Source organism: Burkholderia sp. KL41, from assembly GCF_057005415.2.
Genome location: NZ_CM174446.1, coordinates 3244148 through 3267140, shown reverse-complemented (window position 1 = coordinate 3267140; position 22993 = coordinate 3244148). Strand labels below are relative to the sequence as shown.

The window sequence follows — 22993 nt, the reverse complement described above, 5'->3', positions numbered from 1 at the left end:
CATGGGAGCGACGATGGAATGCGTGTTTTGCCGTGAAGACGGCGGCGAGGTGCTCTGGCAGGACGACGCGCTGCGCGTCGTCCTCGCGACGGGCGAGCACGAGTATCCGGGCTTCTGCCGGGTGATCTGGGGCAAGCACGTAGCGGAATTCTCCGATCTCGGCGAGCCCGAGCGGGCCCACCTGATGCGCGTGGTCTACGCGGTCGAGCGGGCCGTGCGCCGCGTGATGCAGCCGAACAAGGTGAATCTCGCGAGCCTCGGCAACATGGTGCCGCACGTGCACTGGCACGTGATCCCGCGCTTTTCCAACGATGCCCACTTCCCGCAGCCCGTCTGGGCGCCGCGCCAGCGCAGCGTGTCCGAGGCGCTGCTGCGCACGCGCGCGGCGCAGGCCTCGCTGCTGCACAATGCGGTGCGCGAGGAAATTCAACGCATGACCGATTCGAGGCAGCCATGAGCGGTTTGACTTCCACGACGCCGATTCCGTCCGGCGTCGTCGTGCACGCGGTATCGCGCGTGCTCGAATTGCAGTACCCGAACGGTGAAAGCTACCGGATTCCGTTCGAGCTGATGCGCGTGTATTCGCCGTCGGCCGAGGTGCGCGGCCACGGGCCCGGCCAGGAGACGCTGCAAACCGGCAAGCGCGAGGTGACGATCACCGCGCTCGAGGGCGTCGGCAACTACGCGCTGCAGCCCACGTTTTCCGACGGCCATTCGACCGGCATCTACTCGTGGGACCTGCTGTACGAGCTGGCCACGCAGCAGGACGCGCTGTGGCGCGACTATTTCGACAAACTGAAGGCGGCGGGCGTCGAGCGCGACGCCCCGATGCAGGCGGCCTCCGCGTCGCACGGCCACTGCCACTGAAATTCGACGGCGCCCGCTCGGCGCCGTCTTGCCATTTACTGAGGATCAACGCGATGAGCAAAACCCACTTCGGCTTCGAAAGCGTCGAGGAAAACGAAAAAGCGAAGAAAGTGGCGGGTGTGTTCCATTCGGTCGCGAGCAACTACGATCTGATGAACGACCTGATGTCGGCGGGCATGCACCGCGCGTGGAAGGCGTTCACGATCGCGCAGGCGAACGTGCGTCCCGGCTTCAAGGTGCTCGACATCGCGGCCGGCACCGGCGACCTGACCAAGGCGTTCGTGAAGGCAGCCGGGCCGACGGGCGAGGTCTGGCACACGGACATCAACGAATCGATGCTGCGCGTCGGTCGCGACCGGCTGCTCGACAAGGGCATCGTGACGCCGTCGCTGCTGTGCGACGCGGAGAAAATTCCCTTCCCGGACAACTACTTCGATCTGGTCACGGTCGCGTTCGGGCTGCGCAACATGACGCACAAGGATGCCGCGCTGGCGGAGATGCGCCGCGTGACGAAGCCCGGCGGCCGCGTGATGGTGCTGGAATTCTCGAAAGTCTGGGATCCGCTGAAAAAGGCGTACGATCTGTATTCTTTCAAAGTATTACCGTGGCTTGGCGACAAGTTCGCGAAAGATGCTGAAAGTTACCGGTATCTTGCTGAATCTATCCGGATGCACCCCGATCAGGACACGCTGAAGACGATGATGGAACAAGCGGGCCTCGATGCCGTCAAATATTACAATTTGTCAGGTGGCGTGGTAGCTTTACACATGGGAGCCAAGTACTAAGGGGCTCTTTCCATACATTTGTCTTACATCTGGAGAAGCTGATGTCCGAAACGCGTTCGTTGTTCAACCGTAGCAAGCCGTCGAAGCCGTGGGCTCGACGAGTCGGCACACTGCTGATGGTCGGCCTGCTCACGGCCGGCACGTTCGCATCGCTCGACGCTGAAGCCAAGCGCATGGGCGGCGGGCGCAGCATCGGCCGCCAGAATTCCACCGTCACGCAGCGTCAGGCCACGCCGCCGGCGCAGCAGCCGATGCAGCAGGCCGCGCCGTCGCAGGCGCAGCGTGCGAACCCGGCCGCGCCCGCGCCGGCCGCGCAGCCCAACCGCTCGCGCTGGCTCGGGCCGATCGCCGGCCTCGCGGCCGGCCTCGGCATCGCGGCGCTGCTGTCGCACTTCGGCCTGGGCGGCGCATTCGCGAGCATGATGGCGAACGTCATCGTGATCGCGCTGCTCGCGATGGTCGGCATCTGGCTGATCCGCAAGTTCATGAACCGCCGTCGTCCGCAGGAGCCGGCATACTCGGTCGGCGGCTCGGCGTCGTCGTCGGGCGGCTACTCGCAGAGCCCGTCGTTCCAGCAGGGCGGCACCGGCAGCAACTATGCGGGTGGCGGCAGCAGCTACGCGAACGAAGCGCAAGGCGTGTTCGGCGGCGGTGCCGCGGCCGCAGGCGCGGCGGCGGCGGCGGCCGCGCCGCTCCAGGTGCCGGCCGGCTTCGACACCGAAGCGTTCCTGCGCAGCTCGAAGGTTTATTTCGTGCGCCTGCAGGCCGCGTGGGACCAGGGCAACCTGGCCGACATCCGCGAGTTCACGACGCCCGAAATGTTCGCCGAGATCAAGATCGACCTCGATTCGCGCGGCAACGAGTCGAACCAGACCGACGTCGTGCAGCTCGACGCGGAACTGGTCGCGATCGAGGATCGCGGCATCGAGCAGTCGGCGAGCGTGCGTTTCCACGGCCTGATCCGCGAATCGGCGAATGCGTCGGCCGCGCCGTTCGACGAGGTGTGGAACCTGTCGAAGTCGGGCAGTCAGGGCTGGCTGCTCGCGGGCATCCAGCAGATCAACACGCACTGAGCGTGTCCGGCGGCCACGCCGCCGGACACCCGGGCAACGGCCGTCGCACTGCGACCGCTTGCCGCCCGGGTGTGCGGTCAGGCACGGCCTGCCGACGATCCGACGTTACAATAGAAACCCGCGTGGGCGCCCGGCCTGCGCGGGTTTTTTCTTTCCCAGCCCGATGACCTTTGCCGCCAAGCCTTTTGCTGCTGCCGTCAATCACCTGCTCGCCCGCGAATCGTGGGCGCGCGACCGCCTGATTCCGTATGCGGGCAAGACTGCCCGGATCGACGTGCCTCCCGTTACGCTCACGCTGCTGGTGCAGCCCGACGGCTATCTGTCGGCCGTCGACGCGCACGATGCGCAACAGGTCGACGTGTCGATCGCGCTCGCGGGCGACACGGTCGCCGCGTTCCTGCAGGGCGGCCAGGCGGCCGTGATGAAGCACGTGAAGATCGAGGGCGATGCGGAGTTCGCGACGCAGATCGCGAAGCTGGCCGAGCACCTGCGCTGGGAACCTGAAGAAGATCTCGCGAAGCTGGTCGGCGACGCGGCGGCATACCGGATCGCGACGGTCGTGCGCGACGCCGGTGCGCGCGCGCGACGTACCGGCCGCAACGTGCTCGATTCCGTTGCCGAATACTGGCTCGACGAGAACCCGCAAGTCGTCCGGCGCGCGTCGCTCGGCGGCTTCGACGCCGAACTGGCGCGCGCACGCGATGCGCTCGCGCGGGTCGAAAAGCGGGTCGAGCGACTCGAACAAAAAATCGGCGCGCGCACGGGTTCCGGCCCGCGCGGCGCGCACTGAGGGCCGCAGGGCATGCGCATTTTCCGTTTCATCAAGATTGTCTACACCGTCATCCGCTTTGGTCTCGACGAAGTGATGCTGTCCCGGATCGACGACCGGCGCGTGAAGCTGCTGCTGCGGATCACGACGATCGGCCGCCGTTATTCCGATCCGCCTGCGGTGCGGCTGCGCCATGCGCTCGAAAGCCTCGGCCCGATCTTCGTCAAGTTCGGCCAGGTGCTGTCGACGCGCCGCGACCTGCTGTCGGTCGATTTCGCGAACGAACTCGCGAAGCTGCAGGACCAGGTGCCGCCGTTCGATTCGGCGGTCGCGATCGGGATCATCGAGAAGTCGCTCGGTGCGCCGGTCGACGAGCTGTTCGACGAATTCGAGCGCGAGCCGGTCGCGAGCGCGTCGATCGCGCAGGTGCATTTCGCGAAGCTCAAGCAGGGCCAGCACGCGGGCAAGGCCGTCGCCGTCAAGGTGCTGCGCCCGAACATGCTGTCCGTGATCGATTCCGACCTCGCGCTGATGCGCGACATCGCGATCTGGACCGAGCGCATGTGGGCCGACGGCCGGCGCCTGAAGCCGCGCGAAGTCGTCGCCGAGTTCGACAAGTACCTGCACGACGAGCTCGACCTGATGCGCGAGGCCGCCAACGGCAGCCAGCTGCGCCGCAACTTCGCGGGCCTCGACCTGCTGCTCGTGCCCGAGATGTTCTGGGATTTCTCGACGTCGCAGGTGCTCGTGATGGAGCGCATGACCGGCGTGCCGATCAGCCAGGTCGAGACGCTGCGTTCGGCCGGTGTCGACATCAAGAAGCTCGCGCGCGAAGGCGTCGAGATCTTCTTCACGCAGGTGTTCCGCGACGGCTTCTTCCATGCGGACATGCACCCGGGCAACATCCAGGTGAGCCTCGATCCGAACACCTTCGGCCGCTACGTCGCGCTCGATTTCGGGATCGTCGGCGCGCTGTCCGATTTCGACAAGAACTACCTCGCGCAGAACTTCCTGGCGTTCTTCAAGCGCGACTACCACCGCGTCGCGACGCTCCACCTCGAATCGGGCTGGGTGCCGCCCGAGACGCGCGTCGAGGAGCTCGAAAGCGCGATCCGAGCGGTGTGCGAGCCGTATTTCGATCGCGCGCTGAAGGACATCTCGCTCGGCCAGGTGCTGATGCGCCTGTTCTCGACGTCGCGCCGCTTCAACGTCGAGATCCAGCCGCAGCTCGTGCTGCTGCAGAAGACGATGCTGAACGTCGAGGGGCTCGGCCGATCGCTCGACCCCGAGCTCGACCTGTGGAAGACCGCGAAGCCGTACCTCGAGCGCTGGATGACTGAGCAGATCGGCCTGCGCGGCTGGTACGAGCGCTTCAAGGTCGAAGCGCCGCAGTGGAGCAAGACGCTGCCGCAACTGCCGCGCCTGATCCATCACGCGATGGCGGCGCGCCACGACGCGCCGCGCGCGGCGAGCGAGGACCTGATGCGCCAGGTTCTCGTCGAGCAGAAGCGGACGAACCGGCTGCTGCAGGCGTTGCTGATCTTCGGTCTCGCCGTCGGCGTCGGGGCGCTCGTCGCGCGCGTGCTGCTCGCGCTCGCGTACGGCACATGACCGAAGGGAGCAGGGCGATGTCCGATCCGAAGCCACCGGCCACACCGGCAGCCGCCGATTTCGCGACGCGCGATCCCGGCAACGCATCGTTCTGGGACGAACGTTTCGCGCGTGGCGTGACGCCGTGGGAATTCGGTGGCGTGCCCGACGGGTTTCGCGTGTTCGCGCACCGGCTCGAGCCGTGCGCGGTGCTGATTCCCGGCTGTGGCAGTGCGCAGGAGGCCGGGTGGCTCGCGCAGGCCGGCTGGCCCGTGCGTGCGATCGATTTCTCCGCGCAGGCAGTGGCAGTTGCGAAAGCGCAGCTCGGCGTGCACGCGGAAGTCGTCGAGCAGGCCGATTTCTTTTCGTACCGGCCGCCGTTCGACGTGCAGTGGGTGTACGAGCGCGCGTTCCTGTGCGCGCTGCCGCCGGCCATGCGCGCCGGCTACGCGGCACGTATGGCCGAGCTGCTGCCCGTGGACGGATTGCTGGCCGGCTATTTTTTCCTGATGGCGAAACCGAAGGGGCCGCCGTTCGGGATCGAGCGTGCCGAACTCGATGCGCTGCTCACGCCGCACTTCCAACTGATCGAGGATTTGCCGGTGAGCGATTCGCTGCCTGTGTTCGAAGGTCACGAGCGCTGGCTCACGTGGCGCCGCCGCTGATGCGCGGGTGTCGCGGACATTGCCGGAGCGCAGCAGGGTTTCGGCTATAATTCAAGGTTTTGCAAGCCGTTTCCAGTTTCCGCGGGAAAAATATCATGCCGATCTACGCCTATCGATGCGAAGCGTGTGGTTTCGCGAAGGACGTGCTCCAGAAGATGAGCGACGCGCCGCTGTCGCAGTGCCCGGAATGCGGGAAGGATGCATTTCGCAAGCAGGTCACCGCGGCGGGCTTCCAGCTGAAGGGTTCGGGTTGGTATGTCACCGATTTCCGCGGCGGTTCGGGCGGCACCAGCGCGCCGGCGACGGCGTCGGGCGACGCAGCGCCGGCCGCACCGGCGGAAGCTGCGCCCGCCGCGGCCGCGCCGGCTGCATCGAGCAGTTCCGAAAGCACGACGACGAGCGCTGCGCCTGCCCCGGCAGCCGCGCCCGCCGCCAGCAGTTGACCGTCGCGGCCCGGCCGGGCTGCGACCAACCCGCGCCGCCGGCGCGGTTCATTGACGGCAGATGATGAAAAAGACGACCCTGAAATCGGTGTTTCTGACCGGCCTGCTGGTTCTCGTCCCGCTCGCGATCACGCTGTGGGTGCTCGGTCTCATCATCGGCACGATGGACCAGACACTGCTGCTGCTGCCCGAATCGTGGCAGCCCGAGCGGATGCTCGGCTTCCACTTGCCGGGGATCGGCGCGGTGCTGACGCTCGCGTTCATCTTCGTCGTCGGGCTGGCCACGCGGAACTTCATCGGCCAGAAGCTCGTCACGTGGTGGAACGCCGTGGTGCGTCACATCCCGGTCGTCGGGCCGATCTACACGAGCGTCAAGCAGGTGTCGGACACGCTGCTGTCGAGCAGCGGCAATGCGTTCCGCAAGGCGCTGCTGATCGAATACCCGCGTCGCGGCTCGTATACGATCGCGTTTCTGACCGGCACGCCGGGCGGCGACGTGCTCAATCATCTGACGGAAGAATACGTGAGCGTCTATATTCCGACGACGCCGAACCCGACGTCGGGCTTCTTCCTGATGCTGCCGAAGAGCGAAGTCATCGAACTCGACATGTCGGTCGATGCCGCGCTCAAGTACATCGTCTCGATGGGCGTGGTGGCGCCCCCGGCGCCGGTTCCGGCGCCTGCGCGCCGCCCCGTCGAGCCGCCGCTGTAAGTAAAGAATCATCGCCCGGGCCGCGCGTTGCGGCGCCCGTTGATCAAACCGAACGAAAGCAAACATCATGTCGATGCGTACTGAATACTGCGGTCTCGTGACCGAACACCTGCTGGGCCAAACCGTGTCGCTGTGCGGCTGGGTGCAGCGCCGCCGCGATCACGGCGGTGTGATCTTCATCGACCTGCGCGATCGTGAAGGCCTCGTGCAGGTGGTGTGCGACCCGGATCGCGCGGAAATGTTCGCGACCGCCGAAGGCGTGCGCAACGAGTTCTGCGTGCAGATCAAGGGCCTCGTGCGCAACCGTCCGGACGGCACGGTCAACGCTGGCCTGAAGAGCGGCAAGATCGAAGTGCTGTGTCACGAACTGAACGTGCTGAACGCGTCGGTCACGCCGCCGTTCCAGCTCGACGACGACAACCTGTCGGAAACGACGCGCCTCACGCACCGCGTGCTCGACCTGCGCCGCCCGCAGATGCAGCACAACCTGCGCCTGCGCTACCGCGTCGCGATCGAAGCGCGCAAGTACCTCGACGAGCAGGGCTTCATCGACATCGAAACGCCGATGCTGACGAAGAGCACGCCGGAAGGCGCGCGCGACTACCTCGTGCCGTCGCGCGTGAACGCGGGCCAGTTCTTTGCGCTGCCGCAGTCGCCGCAGTTGTTCAAGCAGCTGCTGATGGTCGCGAACTTCGACCGTTACTACCAGATCACCAAGTGCTTCCGCGACGAAGACCTCCGTGCCGACCGTCAGCCGGAATTCACGCAGATCGACTGCGAAACGTCGTTCCTCGGCGAGCAGGAAATCCGTGACCTGTTCGAAGACATGATCCGTCACATCTTCAAGACGACGATCGACGTCGAGCTCGACGCGAAATTCCCGGTGATGCCGTACTCGGAAGCGATGGCGCGTTTCGGTTCGGACAAGCCGGACCTGCGCGTGCAGCTCGAATTCACCGAGCTGACCGACGCGATGAAGGACGTCGACTTCAAGGTGTTCAGCACGCCGGCTAACGCGAAGGACGGCCGTGTCGCGGCGCTGCGCGTGCCGAAGGGCGGCGAGCTGTCGCGCGGCGACATCGACGGCTACACCGAATTCGTGCGCATCTACGGCGCGAAGGGCCTCGCATGGATCAAGGTCAACGAGAAGGCGAAGGGCCGTGACGGCCTGCAGAGCCCGATCGTCAAGAACCTGCACGACGCGTCGATCGCGGCGATCCTCGAGCGCACCGGCGCTGAAGACGGCGACATCATCTTCTTCGCGGCCGACCGCGCGAAGGTCGTCAACGACAGCCTCGGCGCGCTGCGCCTGAAGATCGGCCATTCGGAATTCGGCAAGGCGAACGGTCTGGTCCAGGCCGGCTGGAAGCCGCTGTGGGTCGTCGACTTCCCGATGTTCGAATACGACGACGAAGATGCGCGCTACGTCGCTGCGCACCACCCGTTCACGAGCCCGAAGGACGAGCACCTCGAGTACCTCGAGACCGACCCGGGCCGCTGCCTCGCGAAGGCCTACGATATGGTGCTGAACGGCTGGGAAATCGGCGGCGGCTCGGTGCGTATCTATCAGGAGGAAGTGCAGAGCAAGGTGTTCCGTGCGCTGAAGATCGGCGCGGAAGAGGCTCAGCTCAAGTTCGGCTTCCTGCTGGATGCACTGCAGTACGGCGCGCCGCCGCACGGCGGTATCGCGTTCGGTCTCGACCGCATCGTCACGATGATGGCCGGCGCCGATTCGATCCGCGACGTGATCGCGTTCCCGAAGACGCAGCGTGCGCAGGATCTGCTCACGCAGGCACCGAGCCCGGTCGACGAGCGTCAGCTGCGCGAACTGCACATCCGCCTGCGTCAGCCGGAGCAGCCGAAGGCGTAACGCGCTTCGCATCCGGTCGTGTGTGCGTTCGCGCGCACACGACGCTCATGAAAAAGGCGCAGCGATGCGCCTTTTTCGTTTTTTGCGGTACAGTCGCAGCACTTGCCGCCCGTTCGGAGCCTGTGTCCGTCGCGCGGCCCCGTGCTGCATGAAACGAAGATGACGAAGCCGCCGAAAATCCCCGAATCCGTTCTTGTCGTGATCTACACGCCCGACCTCGATGTGCTCGTGATCAAGCGTGCCGACCAGCCCGATTTCTGGCAATCGGTGACCGGCTCGAAGGACGCGCTCGACGAGCCGCTCGCGGTCACCGCCGCGCGCGAAGTGGCCGAGGAAACCGGCATCACGATCGGCACCGCGGATGTGCCGGCCAGCGCGCTCGTCGACTGGCGCCACCGGATCGAGTACACGATCTATCCGCAATACCTGCACCGCTATGCACCGGGTGTCACGCGCAACACCGAGCATTGGTTCGGCCTGTGCGTGCCGCATCGCGTCGGCGTGACGCTGTCGCCGCGCGAGCACGTCGACCATGCGTGGCTGCCGTTCCGCGAGGCGGCCGCGCGCTGCTTCTCGCCGTCGAATGCCGAGGCGATCCTGCAATTGCCCGCGCGCGTGGCACTCTCGCGCGCGCCGCACGGCTCGTCCGCATGACGGCGGAAGCCCGCAAGCGCTTCGCGCAATTGCGGCAGATGTTCCTGCAGGAACGCGGTTCCGCGTCGCGGCTCGCCTTTACGTCGGGCAACACCGTGCGGCTGTGCGAGGGCGGCGGCGCATTCTTCCGGGCACTGATCGAGCGGATCGATGCCGCCCGCGAGCAGGTGATGCTCGAAACCTACATCTTCTGCGACGACGCGGCCGGCCGGCCGGTGTCGGACGCGCTGATCCGCGCGGCGCAGCGCGGCGTGCGCGTGCGCGTGATCACCGACGGCATCGGCACCGCGCGCCTGCCGCTGTTCGACACGTGGGTAGCGGCCGGCGTCGAGCACTGCATCTACAACCGTTTCCTGTTCGGCCGCTTCGGCTTCTCGCGCACGCATCGCAAGCTCGCGGTGATCGATCACGCGGTTGCATTCTGCGGCGGCATCAATATCGTCGACGACTACGCGCAGGGCGGCACGACGCTGCGGTTTCCGCGCTGGGATTTCGCGGTCGAGATGGCGGGCCCCGCGGTGTCGGACGTGCGCGCCGCGTTCGAATTGCAGTGGCACCGGATCATGTTCGGCCACAAGCCGTATGCGCAATACGCGGCCGGGCTGCATGGCGGGGAAGCGTTCCCCGACATGTTCCGGCGCTGGATGCGCAGCCATCGCTGGATCAAGGCCGGTGCGCTGCGGGTCGTGACGGAGCCGAGCGTCGCGTTCGTCGCGCGCGACAACGTCGTGAACCGTCGCGCGATCGAGAAGGCGTATCTCGCGGCGATCGGCCAGGCGCGCCAGCGGATCCTGCTGGCCAATCCGTACTTCATGCCGGGGCGCAAGCTGCGCCGTGCGCTGACGGGCGCGGCGCGGCGCGGCGTCGACGTGCGGATCCTGATCGGCCGCAAGGAATTCGCGGCACTCGATACGGCCGTGCCGTTCCTGTATCACGCGCTGCTGCGCGCGGGCGTGCGCGTGGCCGAGTACGACAAGACGATGCTGCACGGCAAGGTGGCCGTGATCGACGACAACTGGGCGACGGTCGGTTCGTCGAATCTGGACGCGCTGAGCCTGATGTTGAACAATGAGGCGAATGTCGTGCTGGTGCGCTACGATGCTGTCACGAACGAACTGCGCGACGCGATCGCGGCCGCGTTCGCCGACGGCCGCGAAATCGACCCCGCCCGATTCGCCGCGCGCCCGCGCATCGAGCGCATGCTGAACTGGCTCGCCTATACGGCGTATCGCGTCGTGATGAAGGCGCTGACGGTCGGTGGTTACGACTGACGCAGACTAAGCGTTCGCTTCAAAAATCTGTCCGCACGTTCGTGCGGAAAAGCCGCTCCGGTCCCGCCGGAATCGCGCAAAATAGCGGCTCGGTTAGACACCGGTTTCTAATAATTTCCTTGTTTCGCGAGCGGCCGCACTCAATAATAGTACGGCCGTTCGATTTTATTCGAACCCCCGAACGGTTACAGAAATAGCTATGCGAAAAGGCGAACAGACGCGTGCCGCGATACTTGAAGCTGCTTTGGACCTCGCCAGCCGTGACGGGCTGGAGGGGCTGACGATCGGCCTGCTGGCCGAGCGCATGCAGATGAGCAAGAGCGGCGTGTTCGCGCACTTCGGATCGCGCGAGGACCTGCAGGTCGAGGTCGTCCGCGAGTATCACCATCGTTTCGAAAACGAGGTGTTCTTTCCGAGCCTGCGCGAGCCGCGAGGCTTGCCGCGCCTTCGGGCGATGCTGGCCCGCTGGACGGAGAAGCGCATCCAGGAGGTGACGACCGGATGCATCTACATCAGCGGGGCCGTCGAGTACGACGACCGGCCTGACAGCCCCGTGCGCGAGCAGTTGATCGCGAGCGTGACGGCCTGGCGTGCCGCGATGCTGCGTGCCATTTCGCAGGCGAAGGAAGAAGGCCATCTGCGTGCGGATACCGATCCGGACCTGATGCTCTTCGAGTTGTACAGCTTCACGCTCGGCCTGCATCACGACGCACGTTTCCTGCATTCGCCGGATGCCGTGCGCCTCACGTGGGCCGCGCTGGAAAAGACGATTGTTTCGTATCAGAGCGAGAGCCGTTAGCGGCGCGTGATCCGCCCGCCAGGAGCTCGAGCCGTTTTGCCCACCTTTGGAGAGAGTCATGGGACAGTACGCCGCGCCGCTGCGCGACATGCAATTCGTGTTGCACGAGCTTCTGAACGTCGAAGCCGAAGTCAAGCAAATGCCCAAGCATGCGGACCTCGACGCCGACACGATCAACCAGGTCCTCGAGGAAGCGGGCAAGTTCTGCTCCGAGGTACTGTTCCCGCTGAACCAGGTCGGCGACCGCGAAGGCTGCACGTATGAAGGCGACGGCGTCGTGAAGACCCCGACCGGCTTCAAGGAGGCCTACCAGCAATATGTCGAGGCCGGCTGGCCGGCGCTCGGCTGCGATCCGGACTACGGCGGCCAGGGCCTGCCCGCGTTCGTGAACAACGCGCTCTACGAAATGCTGAACTCGGCGAACCAGGCATGGACGATGTATCCGGGCCTGTCGCACGGCGCGTACGAATGCCTGCACGCGCACGGCGCGCCGGAACTCCAGAAGCAATACCTGCCGAAGCTCGTGTCGGGAGAATGGACGGGCACGATGTGCCTGACCGAGCCGCACTGCGGCACCGACCTCGGCATCCTGCGCACCAAGGCCGAACCGAACGGCGACGGCTCGTACTCGATCAGCGGCACGAAGATCTTCATCTCGAGCGGCGAGCACGACATGTCGAAGAACATCATCCACCTCGTGCTCGCGCGCCTGCCGGACGCGCCGCAGGGCACGAAGGGGATCTCGCTGTTCATCGTGCCGAAGTTCATTCCGGACGCTTCGGGCGAGCCGGGCGAGCGCAACGGCATCAAGTGCGGCTCGATCGAACACAAGATGGGCATCCACGGCAACTCGACGTGCGTGATGAACCTCGACGGCGCGAAGGGCTGGATGGTCGGCGAGCCGAACAAGGGCTTGAACGCGATGTTCGTGATGATGAATGCCGCGCGTCTCGGCGTCGGCATGCAGGGCCTCGGCCTCACGGAAGTCGCGTACCAGAACTCGCTCACGTACGCGAAGGAACGCCTGCAGATGCGTTCGCTGACGGGCCCGAAGGCACCGGACAAGCCGGCCGACCCGATCATCGTGCACCCGGACGTGCGTCGCATGCTGCTCACGCAGAAGGCCTATGCCGAAGGCGCGCGCGCGTTCACGTACTGGTCCGCGCTGCAGATCGACAAGGAGCTGTCGCACGCCGACGAAGCCGTGCGCAAGGAAGCGGCCGATCTCGTCGCGCTGCTCACGCCGATCATCAAGGCGTTCCTGACCGACAACGCGTTCGAGTCGACCAACCACGCGATGCAGATCTACGGCGGCCACGGCTTCATCTCCGAATGGGGCATGGAGCAGTACGTGCGCGACGCGCGGATCAACATGATCTACGAAGGCACGAACTCGATCCAGTCGCTCGACCTGCTGGGCCGCAAGGTGCTCGGCGACATGGGCGCGAAGCTGAAGAAGTTCGGCAAGCTCGTGACGGAATTCGCGGAAGCCGAAGGCGTGAAGCCGGAAATGGCCGAGTTCATCAACCCGCTCGCCGACATCGGCGACAAGGTGCAGAAGCTGACGATGGAAATCGGCATGAAGGCGATGCAGAACCCGGACGAAGTCGGTGCTGCCGCCGTGCCGTACCTGCGCACCGTCGGCCACCTGGTGTTCTCGTACTTCTGGGCGCGCATGGCACGCCTCGCCCTCGACAACGAAGCGTCGGGCGATCCGTTCTACAAGTCGAAGCTCGCGACGGCCCGCTTCTACTTCGCGCGCCTGCTGCCCGAGACGGCGTCGACGATCCGCGCCGCACGCGCCGGTTCGAAGACGATGATGGAAGTCGACGAATCGCTGTTCTGACGCGAGTCCGGGCGGGGCGCGAGGCGCGCCGCCCGGATGCATCGGTTCCTGGTACTCACTTCTCCGTGCAGCCCCAACCTCCGCGCTGCACGACACTATCCGGAGACATCCCGTGAGCAATTTCCTGATTCGCAAGGTCGCCGTGCTGGGCGCCGGCGTGATGGGCGCGCAGATCGCCGCGCACCTCATCAACGCGCGCGTGCCGGTGCTGCTGTTCGACCTGCCGGCCAAGGAAGGCCCGAAAAACGCGATCGCGCTGAAGGCGATCGAGAACCTGAAGAAGCTGTCGCCCGCGCCGTTCGGCGTGAAGGACGACGCGAAATACCTCGAGGCCGCGAACTACGAAGACGACATCGCGAAGCTCGCCGAGTGCGATGTCGTGATCGAAGCGATCGCCGAGCGGATGGACTGGAAGCACGACCTGTACAAGAAGGTCGCGCCGCACATCGCGCCGAACGCGATCTTCGCGACCAACACGTCGGGCCTGTCGATCACGAAGTTGTCCGAAGGTTTCTCGGACGAGCTGAAGTCGCGCTTCTGCGGCGTGCACTTCTTCAACCCGCCGCGCTACATGCACCTCGTCGAGCTGATCCCGACCGCGCATACGCGTCCGGAAATCCTCGACCAGCTCGAAACCTTCCTGACGAGCATCGTCGGCAAGGGCGTCGTGCGCGCGAAGGACACGCCGAACTTCATCGCGAACCGCGTCGGCATCTTCTCGATCCTCGCGGTGATCACCGAGGCCGCGAAGTTCGGCCTGCGCTTCGACGAAGTCGACGACCTGACGGGCAGCCGCCTCGGCCGCGCGAAGTCGGCGACGTTCCGCACCGCGGACGTGGTCGGCCTCGACACGATGGCGCACGTGATCAAGACGATGCAGGACAACCTCGCCGACGATCCGTTCTTCCCGGTCTACCAGACGCCCGCCGTGCTCGCCGAACTGGTGAAGCAGGGCGCGCTCGGCCAGAAGACGGGCGGCGGTTTCTACAAGAAGGAAGGCAAGGCGATCAAGGTGCTCGACGCGAAGACGGGCACCTACGTCGACTCGGGCGCGAAGGCTGACGAAACGGTCGGCCGCATCCTGAAGCGCCCGCCGGCGGAACGCCTGAAGCTGCTGCGCGAGACGGACCATCCGCACGCGCAGTTCCTGTGGTCGATCTTCCGCGACGTGTTCCACTACATCGGCGTGCATCTCGAGTCGATCGCCGACAACGCGCGCGACGTCGACCTCGCGATCCGCTGGGGCTTCGGCTGGAACGAAGGCCCGTTCGAAGGCTGGCAGGCCGCCGGCTGGAAGCAGGTCGCCGAGTGGGTGCAGGAAGACATCGCGGCCGGCAAGGCGCTCGCGAACGTGCCGCTGCCGTCGTGGGTGCTCGAAGGCGCGGTTGCCGAGAAGGGCGGCGTGCACACGGCCGAAGGTTCGTGGGCACCGGCTGCGAAGCGCTTCGTGCCGCGTTCGGACCTCGCGGTCTACGACAAGCAGGTATTCCGCGCGCCGCTGCTCGGCGAAGCGGGCGCCGATCCGAAGACGTACGGCAAGACGCTGTTCGAGACCGACGCGGTGCGCGCATGGGTCGACGATCGTGCGGGTGAAGACGACGTCGTGATCGTGTCGTTCAAGTCGAAGATGAACACGATCGGACCGAGCGTGATCGACGGCCTCGTGCAGGCGATCGAACTCGCGGAGAAGGACTACAAGGGCGTGGTGATCTGGCAGCCGACGTCGCTGAAGCTCGGCACGCCGGGCGGCCCGTTCTCGGCCGGCGCGAACCTCGAAGAGGCGATGCCCGCGTTCATGATGGGCGGCGCGAAGGGTATCGAGCCGTTCGTGAAGAAGTTCCAGGAAGGCATGCTGCGCGTGAAGTACGCGAACGTGCCGGTCGTCGCGGCCGTGTCGGGCATCGCGCTCGGCGGCGGGTGCGAGCTGATGCTGCACAGCGCGAAGCGCGTCGTCCACGTCGAGAGCTACATCGGCCTCGTCGAAGTGGGTGTCGGCCTCGTGCCGGCGGGCGGCGGCCTGAAGGAAGCGGCGCTGCGCGCAGCGGACGCCGCGACGGCCGCGAACGCGACCACCGACATCCTGAAGTTCGTCACGAAGTCGTTCGAGAACGCGGCGATGGCGAAGGTCTCGGCCTCCGCACACGATGCACGTGCGATGGGCTACGTGAAGCCGTCCGACACGATCGTCTTCAACGTGTTCGAACTGCTCGACACCGCGAAGAAGGAAGCGCGTGCGCTGGCCGCCACCGGCTACCGCGCACCGCTGCGTGCGAAGGACGTGCCGGTCGCGGGCCGCTCGGCGATCGCGACGATCAAGGCATCGCTCGTCAACATGCGTGACGGCCGCTTCATCAGCGACCACGACTACCTGATCGCGAGCCGCATCGCCGAAGCCGTGTGCGGCGGCGACGTCGAAGCCGGCAGCCTCGTCGACGAGCAGTGGCTGCTCGCGCTCGAGCGCCGTGCGTTCGTCGAGCTGCTCGGCACGCAGAAGACGCAGGAACGGATCATGGGTATGTTGCAGACCGGCAAGCCGGTGCGTAACTGAGCGAGCGATAAGGCAAGGAGTGTCAAATGAGCAAACAATTGCAAGACGCATACATCGTCGCCGCCAGCCGCACGCCGATCGGCAAGGCCCCGCGCGGTGTCTTCAAGAACACGCGCCCGGACGAGCTGCTGGTCCACGCGATCAAGTCGGCGGTTGCGCAGGTGCCGGGCTTCGACACGAAGCTGATCGAGGACGCGATCATCGGCTGCGCGATTCCGGAAGCCGAGCAGGGCCTGAACGTCGCGCGGATGGGCGCGCTGCTCGCGGGCCTGCCGCAGACGGTCGGCGGCGTGACGGTCAACCGCTTCTGCGCGTCGGGCATCACGGCGCTCGCGATGGCGGCCGACCGCATCCGCGTCGGCGAATCGGACGCGATCTTCGCGGGCGGCTGCGAATCGATGAGCATGGTGCCGATGATGGGCAACAAGCCGTCGATGTCGCCGCACATCTTCGATCGCAATGAAGACTTCGGCATCGCATACGGGATGGGCCTGACGGCCGAGCGCGTCGCCGAGCAGTGGAAGGTGAGCCGCGAAGACCAGGACGCGTTCTCGGTCGAGTCGCACCGCAAGGCGCTTGCTGCGCAGCAGGCCGGCGAGTTCAACGACGAGATCGCCGCGTACACGATCACCGAGCGTTTCCCGAACCTCGCGACCGGCGAAGTCGACGTGAAGACGCGCGAGATCAAGCTCGACGAAGGTCCGCGCGCGGATACGTCGATCGAAGGCCTCGCGAAGCTGCGCACGGTATTCGCGAACAAGGGCTCGGTCACGGCCGGCAACAGCTCGCAGACGTCGGACGGCGCGGGCGCGCTGCTCGTCGTGTCGGAGAAGGTGCTGAAGGAATTCAACCTGACGCCGCTCGCGCGCTTCGTGAGCTTCGCGGTGCGTGGCGTGCCGCCGGAAATCATGGGCATCGGCCCGAAGGAAGCGATTCCGGCCGCGCTGAAGGCCGCCGGCCTGAAGCAGGACGATCTCGACTGGATCGAGCTAAACGAAGCGTTCGCCGCGCAATCGCTGGCGGTGATGCGCGATCTCGGCCTCGATCCGTCGAAGGTCAACCCGATGGGCGGCGCGATCGCACTCGGCCACCCGCTCGGCGCGACCGGCGCGATCCGCGCGGCGACCGTCGTGCACGGCCTGCGCCGCCGTAACCTGAAGTACGGGATGGTCACGATGTGCGTCGGCACCGGCATGGGTGCCGCGGGCATCATCGAACGCCTGTAAGCAGGACACGACGCAAAGCGACGACGGTGCGCGGGCCACAAGCTTGCGCACCGTTTTTTCGTTCCGGTAGAGGAAAGTCAAAGGAGACGGTTGTGGCTGAAATTCAAGTGGAACGCGCCGAAGGCGTGATGACGATCACGATCTCGCGCCCGGCAAAGAAGAACGCGCTGACGGCGGCGATGTACCAGACGATGGCCGATGCGCTCGCCGACGCGCAGGAAGACAAGGCGATCCGCGTGATCCTGCTGCGCGGCAGCGACGGCAATTTCACCGCGGGGAACGATCTCGAGGATTTCATGAAGGCGCCGCCGAAGGACGACACCGCTCCGGTGTTCCAGTTCCTTGCACGGATCAGCACCGCGAGCAAGCCGATCGTGGCCGCCGTGCCGGGCCTGGCGATCGGCGTCGGCGTGACGATGCTGCTGCACTGCGATCTGGTGTACGCAGCCGACACCGCGACGTTCTCGCTGCCGTTCGCGCAGCTCGGCCTGTGCCCGGAAGCCGCGTCGAGCGTGCTGCTGCCGCGTCTGGCCGGCCATCAGGTCGCCGCCGAGAAGCTGCTGCTCGGCGAGGCGTTCGATGCGCTGGAAGCGCACCGGATCGGCATCGTCAACCGCGTGCTGCCGGCGGCCGAGCTCGACGCGTTCGCGGCGAAGCAGGCGGCGAAGCTTGCGGCGCTGCCGGCGGCATCGCTGCGCGTGACGAAGGCGCTGCTGAAGGATACGGGCGGTGTGGCGACGTCCGCGCGGATGGCCGAGGAGGCGGGCCACTTCGCCGCGATGCTGCGCGCGCCCGAAGCGCGCGAGGCGATGACGGCGTTCTTCGAGAAGCGCAAGCCGGATTTTCGTCAGTTCGACTGACGGAGCAGGCCGCGCCGGCGATGGCTCGCCGGCGCGCCGCCGCGAACGCGATCAGGCCGTGCCGTAGTCGACGTGGCCGGTTTCGCGGCAGAAGCTGACGAGCCGCAGGCCGGCCGCTTTCGCGATTTCGATCGCGAGCGACGACGGCGCGGAGATCGTCGCCACCAGCGGGATGCCGACCCGTGCGGCCTTGCGCACGAGCTCGTAGCTCGCGCGGCTCGACAGGAACACGAAGCCGTCGGTCGCGTCGGCGCGCGACAGCACGAGCGAGCCGATCAGCTTGTCGAGCGCGTTGTGGCGGCCGACGTCCTCGAACGCCATCCGGATCGCGCCTGTTGCGTCGCACCACGCGGCCGCGTGCAGGCCGCCCGTGAGCCGCGTGAGCGCCTGATGCGCCGGCAGCGCCTGCGCCGCGCGCGTCAGCGCGTCGGGGGCGAGGCGCGCGAGAAAGCCCGTATCGGGCACGCGCTCGGGCGCGAGGTCGAGCAGGTCGATGCTTTCGATCCCGCATACGCCGCAGCCGGTGCGCCCCGCGAGCGCGCGGCGCCGGTCCTTCAGCGCGGCGAACGCCTGCTGGACGACCTCCAGGTGGACCTCCGCATGCGGCAGCGGGGCGTCGGCGTGCAGGATCACCTCGATGTCCTTGATGTCGCTGCCGCGCGCGACGATCCCTTCCGAGATCGCGAAACCGACCGCGAACGCTTCGAGGTCGCACGGCGTACACATCATCACCGCGTGCGAGATGCCGTTGAAGACGAGGGCGACGGGCCATTCCTGGCCCACGTAGTCGTGCGCGGTTTCGACGGCGCCGCCGCGCGTGCGGCGCACGGACAGTTCGATCGCGCCGCGCGGTTCGTCGCGCATTTCACCGGATTCGGTCGGATTCACGAGCACTCCCGTTGATTCGGCGCGCGGGCGGCGGCATTCGTATCCGCCGCCCGCGCGCAGAGGTTCTAAAATACCCCAGGCAAGCCGGCCGCGCCGGCATCCGCCACATCAGGTAACGATCATGGGACTCAGCGACGCTCCACTGCTATTCGCCTTCGAACACGAATCGTCGGAAAACTTCACGTACATCCCGATGATCGTGCGTTTCAATCTCGACCGTTTCGGTCTGCGGATTTCGCTGGAGCAGTGGCAACTGCTGCCGCTCGAGGACCGCAAGCTGCTCGCACGCTTTCCGGCCGACGACGACACCGCGATCGAGCCCAACTTCGATCACGCGCTGTTCGAAATGCTGCGCACGCACGCGGATCTGGAACCCTCGTGGTTCCAGCCGGACGAGCAGCCGGCCTGGCGCGCCACCAACATCGTGCCGGAGTCGCTCGTGCAGCAGAGCGCGCTGGCCGGGCTGACGGCGCCCGGGCTCGCGCAGTGGCAGCGGCTTGCGCCGTTCCAGCGCTACGTGCTGGTGAAGCTGTCGCGCAAGCCGAAGCTGAACCACGATTTCCTGCCCGCGATGCGGGAGTTCGGGCTGACGGCCACGCACTGAGGTGGCCGCAGCCAGGTGGAGGGCGAGCGCCGCTCGGCGCTCGTCCGTCAGAGCGGCGGCAGTTGCCGCGGCTTGCGGTCGGGGCCGGTCGCGACGTAGGTGAGCGTCGCTTCGGTGACCTTCACGATTTCACCCATCAGGCGCATGCGCTGCGCGTACACCTCGACGTCGACCGTGATCGACGTGTTGCCGGTGCGCGTGATGGTCGCGTAGAAGCTCAGCAGATCGCCGACGAACACCGGCTGCTTGAACACGAACGAGTTGACCGCGACCGTCGCGACGCGACCGTTCGCGCGCTGGCTCGCGGGGATCGAGCCGGCGATGTCGACCTGCGACATGATCCAGCCGCCGAACACGTCGCCGTGGACGTTCGCGTCGTGCGGTTGCGGGACGACGCGCAGCGCGGGCTGTTTTTGCGGGAGTTCGAGGGTCGAATCGGTCATGGCGGGGGCTTTCATCCTGTAAGAAACATGCCGCCGTGCGCAGGCCAGCCGGCGAGGGCGCCGGCAGCGGCGCGAAGCGGCTTCTGCGACAATACAACGTTCGCAAATTGTACGAGAAAGTGAGCGAGCCGGCCGCCGATCACGCGCCCGGCACCGCCGCCGATCCTTCCCCTCATGCGCCGATTTCCTGCTTCCGGCGAGCCCGCGCCGGCTTCGACCGGGCCCCGCAACGACTGGCAGACCATCCGGTCGCTGCTGCCGTACCTGACCACCTACAAATGGCGCGTCGCGCTCGCGCTCGGCTGCCTGATCGGCGCGAAAGTCGCGAACCTCGGCGTGCCGGTCGTGATGAAGCGCATCGTCGACCACCTGTCCTACGTCCAGCAGATCACCGCGTTCGGCCGCGCCGAACAGTCGGCCGGCATCGTGCTCGCGGGCGGCGTCGGGTTGCTGGTCGTCGCGTATGCGTTCGTGCGGCTGTCGACGTCGCTGTTCACCGAGCTGCGCGAGATCCTGTTCTCGAAGGTCACCGAGAGCGCGGTACGCCAGCTCGCGCTGCAGGTGTTCCGGCACCTGCACGGGCTGTCGCTGCGGTTCCATCTCGAACGCCAGACGGGCGGCATGTCGCGCGACATCGAACGCGGCACGCGCGGCATCCAGCAACTGATCTCGTATTCGCTGTACAGCATCCTGCCGACGCTCGTCGAGGTCGGGCTCGTGCTCGGCTTCTTCGTGGTCAAGTACGAGGCCTATTACGCGTACGTGACGTTCGCGGCGCTGGTCACGTACATCGTGTTCACGGTGAAGGTCACCAACTGGCGTACGCATTTCCGCCGCACGATGAACGAACTCGATTCGCGCGCGAACTCACGGGCGATCGATTCGCTGATCAACTACGAGACGGTGAAGTACTTCGGCAACGAGGAGTGGGAAGCGCAGCGCTACGACGAGAACCTGAAGCGCTACCGGAAGGCCGCGATCCGTTCGCAGAATTCGCTGTCGGTGCTGAACTTCGGCCAGCAGGCGATCATCGGCACGGGGCTCGTGTTCATCCTGTGGCGCGCGACGCAGGGCGTGCTCGCGGGCAAGCTGACGCTCGGCGATCTCGTGCTGATCAACACGTTCATGCTGCAGCTGTACATTCCGCTGAACTTTCTCGGCGTCGTCTATCGCGAGCTGAAGCAGAGCCTCACCGACATGGACCGGATGTTCGGGTTGCTGTCGGCCGCGAAGGAAGTGGCCGACCTGCCCGATGCGCGGCCGCTTGCGGTCGCCGGCGCGCAGGTGCGCTTCGAGCACGTGAATTTCGCGTACGAGGCGTCGCGGCCGATCCTGCACGACGTGTCCTTCACGATCGACGCGGGCACGACGACCGCGGTGGTCGGCCACAGCGGCTCCGGGAAGTCGACGCTGTCGCGGCTGCTGTTCCGTTTCTACGATCTCGACCGGCAGGCGGGCGGCGCGATCCGGATCGACGGCCAGGACATCCGCGACGTCACGCAGGATTCGCTGCGTGCGTCGATCGGGATCGTGCCGCAGGACACCGTGCTCTTCAACGACTCGATCTACTACAACATCGCGTACGGCCGGCCGAGCGCGACCCGCGACGAGGTGATCGCGGCCGCGCGCGCCGCGCACATCCACGATTTCATCGAAAGCTTGCCGAAGGGTTATGACACGCCGGTCGGCGAGCGCGGGCTGAAGCTGTCGGGCGGCGAGAAGCAGCGCGTCGCGATCGCGCGCACGCTGTTGAAGGATCCGCCGGTGCTGCTGTTCGACGAGGCGACTTCGGCGCTCGATTCGCGCTCGGAGCGGGCGATCCAGCACGAGCTCGACCAGATCGCGCGGCATCGCACGACGCTCGTGATCGCGCACCGGCTGTCGACGGTCGTGCACGCGCAGCAGATCCTCGTGATGGATCACGGGCGGATCGTCGAGCGCGGCACGCACGACGAACTCGTGCGCGCCGACGGGTTGTATGCGCAGATGTGGGCGCTGCAGCAGCAGCGCGCGGCGGCGGGCGGGGAAGAGGCCGAGGCCGCGTAGGCGCGGGTATTGCGCGGTGCGCGGCAGGAACGGGCGGTGTGGTGCCGTCAGGGCCGGGGGATTTGGCGGAGCGTCGGCGACATCGGATCCCGGAGCTTGGTCCGGCGCCGATCGGCCGCGCAGTCGTTGACGAGTCGGGGTATCGACCGCCGAACCGCCGAACCGCCGAACCGCCGAACCGCCGAACCGCCGAACCGCCGAACCGCCGAACCGCCGAACCGCCGAACCGCCGAACCGCCGAACCGCCGAACCGCCGCTCAGCCGCTCAGCCGCTCAGCCGCTCAGCCGCGAAACGATCAGCCGCGAAACGATCAGCCCGCGGCGCGCAGCCGCGCGTCGAGCTCGCCGAGCTGCGCGGGCGTGCCGACGTTCTCCCAAAATCCTTCGTACAGTTCGCCGCTCGCGCGGCCGGCTTCGATCGCCGCGCGATAGTACGGCGTCAGCGCGCGCCGCGTGCCGGGCGCGAGATCGCGGAACATGCGCGTGTCGTACAGGCCGATGTTGCCGAACGTGAAGCGCGCGGCGCCGTCGAGCGCCAGGCGGCCGTCGTCGCCGAGCGCGAAGTCGCCGGCCGGGTGGAACGGCGGGTTCGGCACCATCACGAGGTGCATCGCCGGCGCATCGAGCGCGGCCATCCGGGCGGCGCGCGGCGCAAGCGTCCGGTAGTCGAAGGCGCAGTACACGTCGCCGCTGACCGCCGCGAACACGGCCGGTTGTCCGTCGCGCTCGAGCAGCGGCAACGCCTGCGCGATGCCGCCCGCGGTTTCCAGTGCCTCGCCTTCGGCCGAGTACGCGAGCCGCACGCCCCAGCGCGACCCGTCGCCGAGCGCGGCCTCGATCTGTTCGCCGAGCCACGCGTGGTTGATCACGATCGTCTCGATACCCGCGCGTGCGAGCGCTTCGATCTGCCACACGATCAGCGGCTTGCCGCCCGCTTCGAGGAGCGGCTTCGGGCGGGTGTCGGTGAGCGGGCGCATCCGTTCGCCGCGCCCGGCGGCGAAGATCATCGCCGTCGTCAGGGTGGTGCTCATGTT

Annotated in this window: 22 protein-coding genes; 19 read left to right on the top strand and 3 right to left on the bottom strand. The window is 66.6% G+C overall.

Going from position 1 to position 22993, the window contains the following annotated elements; all coding sequences use genetic code 11:
* Positions 1 to 13: 13 nt before the first annotated feature.
* From PQB87_RS15375 to PQB87_RS15295, 17 genes are all read left to right on the top strand, one after another.
* Complete coding sequence (locus tag PQB87_RS15375; RefSeq protein WP_059688767.1) at positions 14 to 457, top strand: HIT family protein; 444 nt, start codon at positions 14 to 16, stop codon at positions 455 to 457.
* Entirely contained in the window at positions 454 to 867 is a 414-nt protein-coding gene (locus PQB87_RS15370; protein WP_021161323.1) for a gamma-butyrobetaine hydroxylase family protein, read from the top strand. Before PQB87_RS15375 ends, PQB87_RS15370 begins: the two co-directional genes overlap by 4 nt.
* 53 nt (positions 868 to 920) lie before the next feature.
* Entirely contained in the window at positions 921 to 1652 is a 732-nt protein-coding gene (gene ubiE / locus PQB87_RS15365) for a bifunctional demethylmenaquinone methyltransferase/2-methoxy-6-polyprenyl-1,4-benzoquinol methylase UbiE (RefSeq protein WP_111938866.1), read from the top strand.
* Between the two features lie 41 nt (positions 1653 to 1693).
* Positions 1694 to 2725, top strand: a complete 1032-nt coding sequence (locus PQB87_RS15360; RefSeq protein WP_111938865.1) for a Tim44 domain-containing protein — start codon at positions 1694 to 1696, stop codon at positions 2723 to 2725.
* A gap of 163 nt (positions 2726 to 2888) precedes the next feature.
* A complete protein-coding gene (locus PQB87_RS15355) occupies positions 2889 to 3515 on the top strand; it encodes a ubiquinone biosynthesis accessory factor UbiJ (RefSeq protein ID WP_006487883.1) in 627 nt (208 codons plus the stop codon).
* A gap of 12 nt (positions 3516 to 3527) precedes the next feature.
* Positions 3528 to 5105 carry a ubiquinone biosynthesis regulatory protein kinase UbiB gene (gene ubiB, locus PQB87_RS15350; protein WP_039360107.1) on the top strand — a complete coding sequence of 526 codons (1578 nt, stop codon included), beginning with the start codon at positions 3528 to 3530 and terminating at the stop codon, positions 5103 to 5105.
* 17 nt (positions 5106 to 5122) lie between these two features.
* The gene (locus PQB87_RS15345) at positions 5123 to 5749 is read left to right on the top strand and encodes a methyltransferase domain-containing protein (protein ID WP_489242356.1); all 627 of its coding nucleotides are present in this window, start codon (positions 5123 to 5125) and stop codon (positions 5747 to 5749) included.
* A 95-nt stretch (positions 5750 to 5844) separates the two neighbouring features.
* Complete coding sequence (locus PQB87_RS15340; RefSeq protein WP_027789154.1) at positions 5845 to 6192, top strand: FmdB family zinc ribbon protein; 348 nt, start codon at positions 5845 to 5847, stop codon at positions 6190 to 6192.
* A gap of 61 nt (positions 6193 to 6253) precedes the next feature.
* Entirely contained in the window at positions 6254 to 6904 is a 651-nt protein-coding gene (locus PQB87_RS15335; protein WP_027789155.1) for a DUF502 domain-containing protein, read from the top strand.
* Between the two features lie 67 nt (positions 6905 to 6971).
* Positions 6972 to 8774 (top strand): aspartate--tRNA ligase, encoded by a 1803-nt coding sequence (gene aspS, locus PQB87_RS15330; protein WP_021158416.1) that lies wholly within the window; start codon positions 6972 to 6974, stop codon positions 8772 to 8774.
* 159 nt (positions 8775 to 8933) lie between these two features.
* On the top strand, positions 8934 to 9428 hold the full coding sequence (gene nudB, locus PQB87_RS15325) for a dihydroneopterin triphosphate diphosphatase (RefSeq protein ID WP_059688818.1): 495 nt from the start codon (positions 8934 to 8936) through the stop codon (positions 9426 to 9428).
* Positions 9425 to 10699 (top strand): cardiolipin synthase ClsB, encoded by a 1275-nt coding sequence (clsB, locus tag PQB87_RS15320; RefSeq protein WP_489242355.1) that lies wholly within the window; start codon positions 9425 to 9427, stop codon positions 10697 to 10699. Before nudB ends, clsB begins: the two co-directional genes overlap by 4 nt.
* 199 nt (positions 10700 to 10898) lie before the next feature.
* Positions 10899 to 11498, top strand: coding sequence for a TetR/AcrR family transcriptional regulator (locus tag PQB87_RS15315; protein ID WP_006751498.1), 600 nt, complete (start codon positions 10899 to 10901; stop codon positions 11496 to 11498).
* Between the two features lie 58 nt (positions 11499 to 11556).
* Positions 11557 to 13344, top strand: a complete 1788-nt coding sequence (locus PQB87_RS15310) for an acyl-CoA dehydrogenase C-terminal domain-containing protein (RefSeq protein WP_059485372.1) — start codon at positions 11557 to 11559, stop codon at positions 13342 to 13344.
* 112 nt (positions 13345 to 13456) lie between these two features.
* The gene (locus tag PQB87_RS15305) at positions 13457 to 15892 is read left to right on the top strand and encodes a 3-hydroxyacyl-CoA dehydrogenase/enoyl-CoA hydratase family protein (RefSeq protein WP_021158421.1); all 2436 of its coding nucleotides are present in this window, start codon (positions 13457 to 13459) and stop codon (positions 15890 to 15892) included.
* A 26-nt stretch (positions 15893 to 15918) separates the two neighbouring features.
* Positions 15919 to 17118, top strand: a complete 1200-nt coding sequence (locus tag PQB87_RS15300; RefSeq protein WP_048026145.1) for an acetyl-CoA C-acyltransferase — start codon at positions 15919 to 15921, stop codon at positions 17116 to 17118.
* A 92-nt stretch (positions 17119 to 17210) separates the two neighbouring features.
* Positions 17211 to 17978: an enoyl-CoA hydratase gene (locus PQB87_RS15295; protein WP_027789159.1), complete on the top strand. Its 768-nt coding sequence runs from the start codon at positions 17211 to 17213 to the stop codon at positions 17976 to 17978.
* Positions 17979 to 18029: 51 nt separating this feature from the next.
* Here PQB87_RS15295 and fdhD read toward each other — a convergent pair whose 3' ends face one another.
* Complete coding sequence (gene fdhD / locus PQB87_RS15290) at positions 18030 to 18872, bottom strand: formate dehydrogenase accessory sulfurtransferase FdhD (protein WP_370448782.1); 843 nt, start codon at positions 18870 to 18872, stop codon at positions 18030 to 18032.
* A 115-nt stretch (positions 18873 to 18987) separates the two neighbouring features.
* Between fdhD and PQB87_RS15285 the strand changes: the two genes are divergently transcribed.
* Positions 18988 to 19470 (top strand): nitrate reductase associated protein, encoded by a 483-nt coding sequence (locus tag PQB87_RS15285; RefSeq protein WP_489242353.1) that lies wholly within the window; start codon positions 18988 to 18990, stop codon positions 19468 to 19470.
* A gap of 47 nt (positions 19471 to 19517) precedes the next feature.
* Here PQB87_RS15285 and PQB87_RS15280 read toward each other — a convergent pair whose 3' ends face one another.
* The gene (locus tag PQB87_RS15280; protein WP_034208354.1) at positions 19518 to 19913 is read right to left on the bottom strand and encodes an acyl-CoA thioesterase; all 396 of its coding nucleotides are present in this window, start codon (positions 19911 to 19913) and stop codon (positions 19518 to 19520) included.
* A 174-nt stretch (positions 19914 to 20087) separates the two neighbouring features.
* Between PQB87_RS15280 and PQB87_RS15275 the strand changes: the two genes are divergently transcribed.
* Positions 20088 to 21959, top strand: a complete 1872-nt coding sequence (locus PQB87_RS15275) for an ABCB family ABC transporter ATP-binding protein/permease (protein ID WP_489242351.1) — start codon at positions 20088 to 20090, stop codon at positions 21957 to 21959.
* A gap of 311 nt (positions 21960 to 22270) precedes the next feature.
* Here the strand turns inward: PQB87_RS15275 and murU are convergent, their stop codons facing one another.
* On the bottom strand, positions 22271 to 22990 hold the full coding sequence (murU, locus tag PQB87_RS15270; protein WP_059495429.1) for an N-acetylmuramate alpha-1-phosphate uridylyltransferase MurU: 720 nt from the start codon (positions 22988 to 22990) through the stop codon (positions 22271 to 22273).
* Positions 22991 to 22993 lie beyond the last annotated feature (3 nt).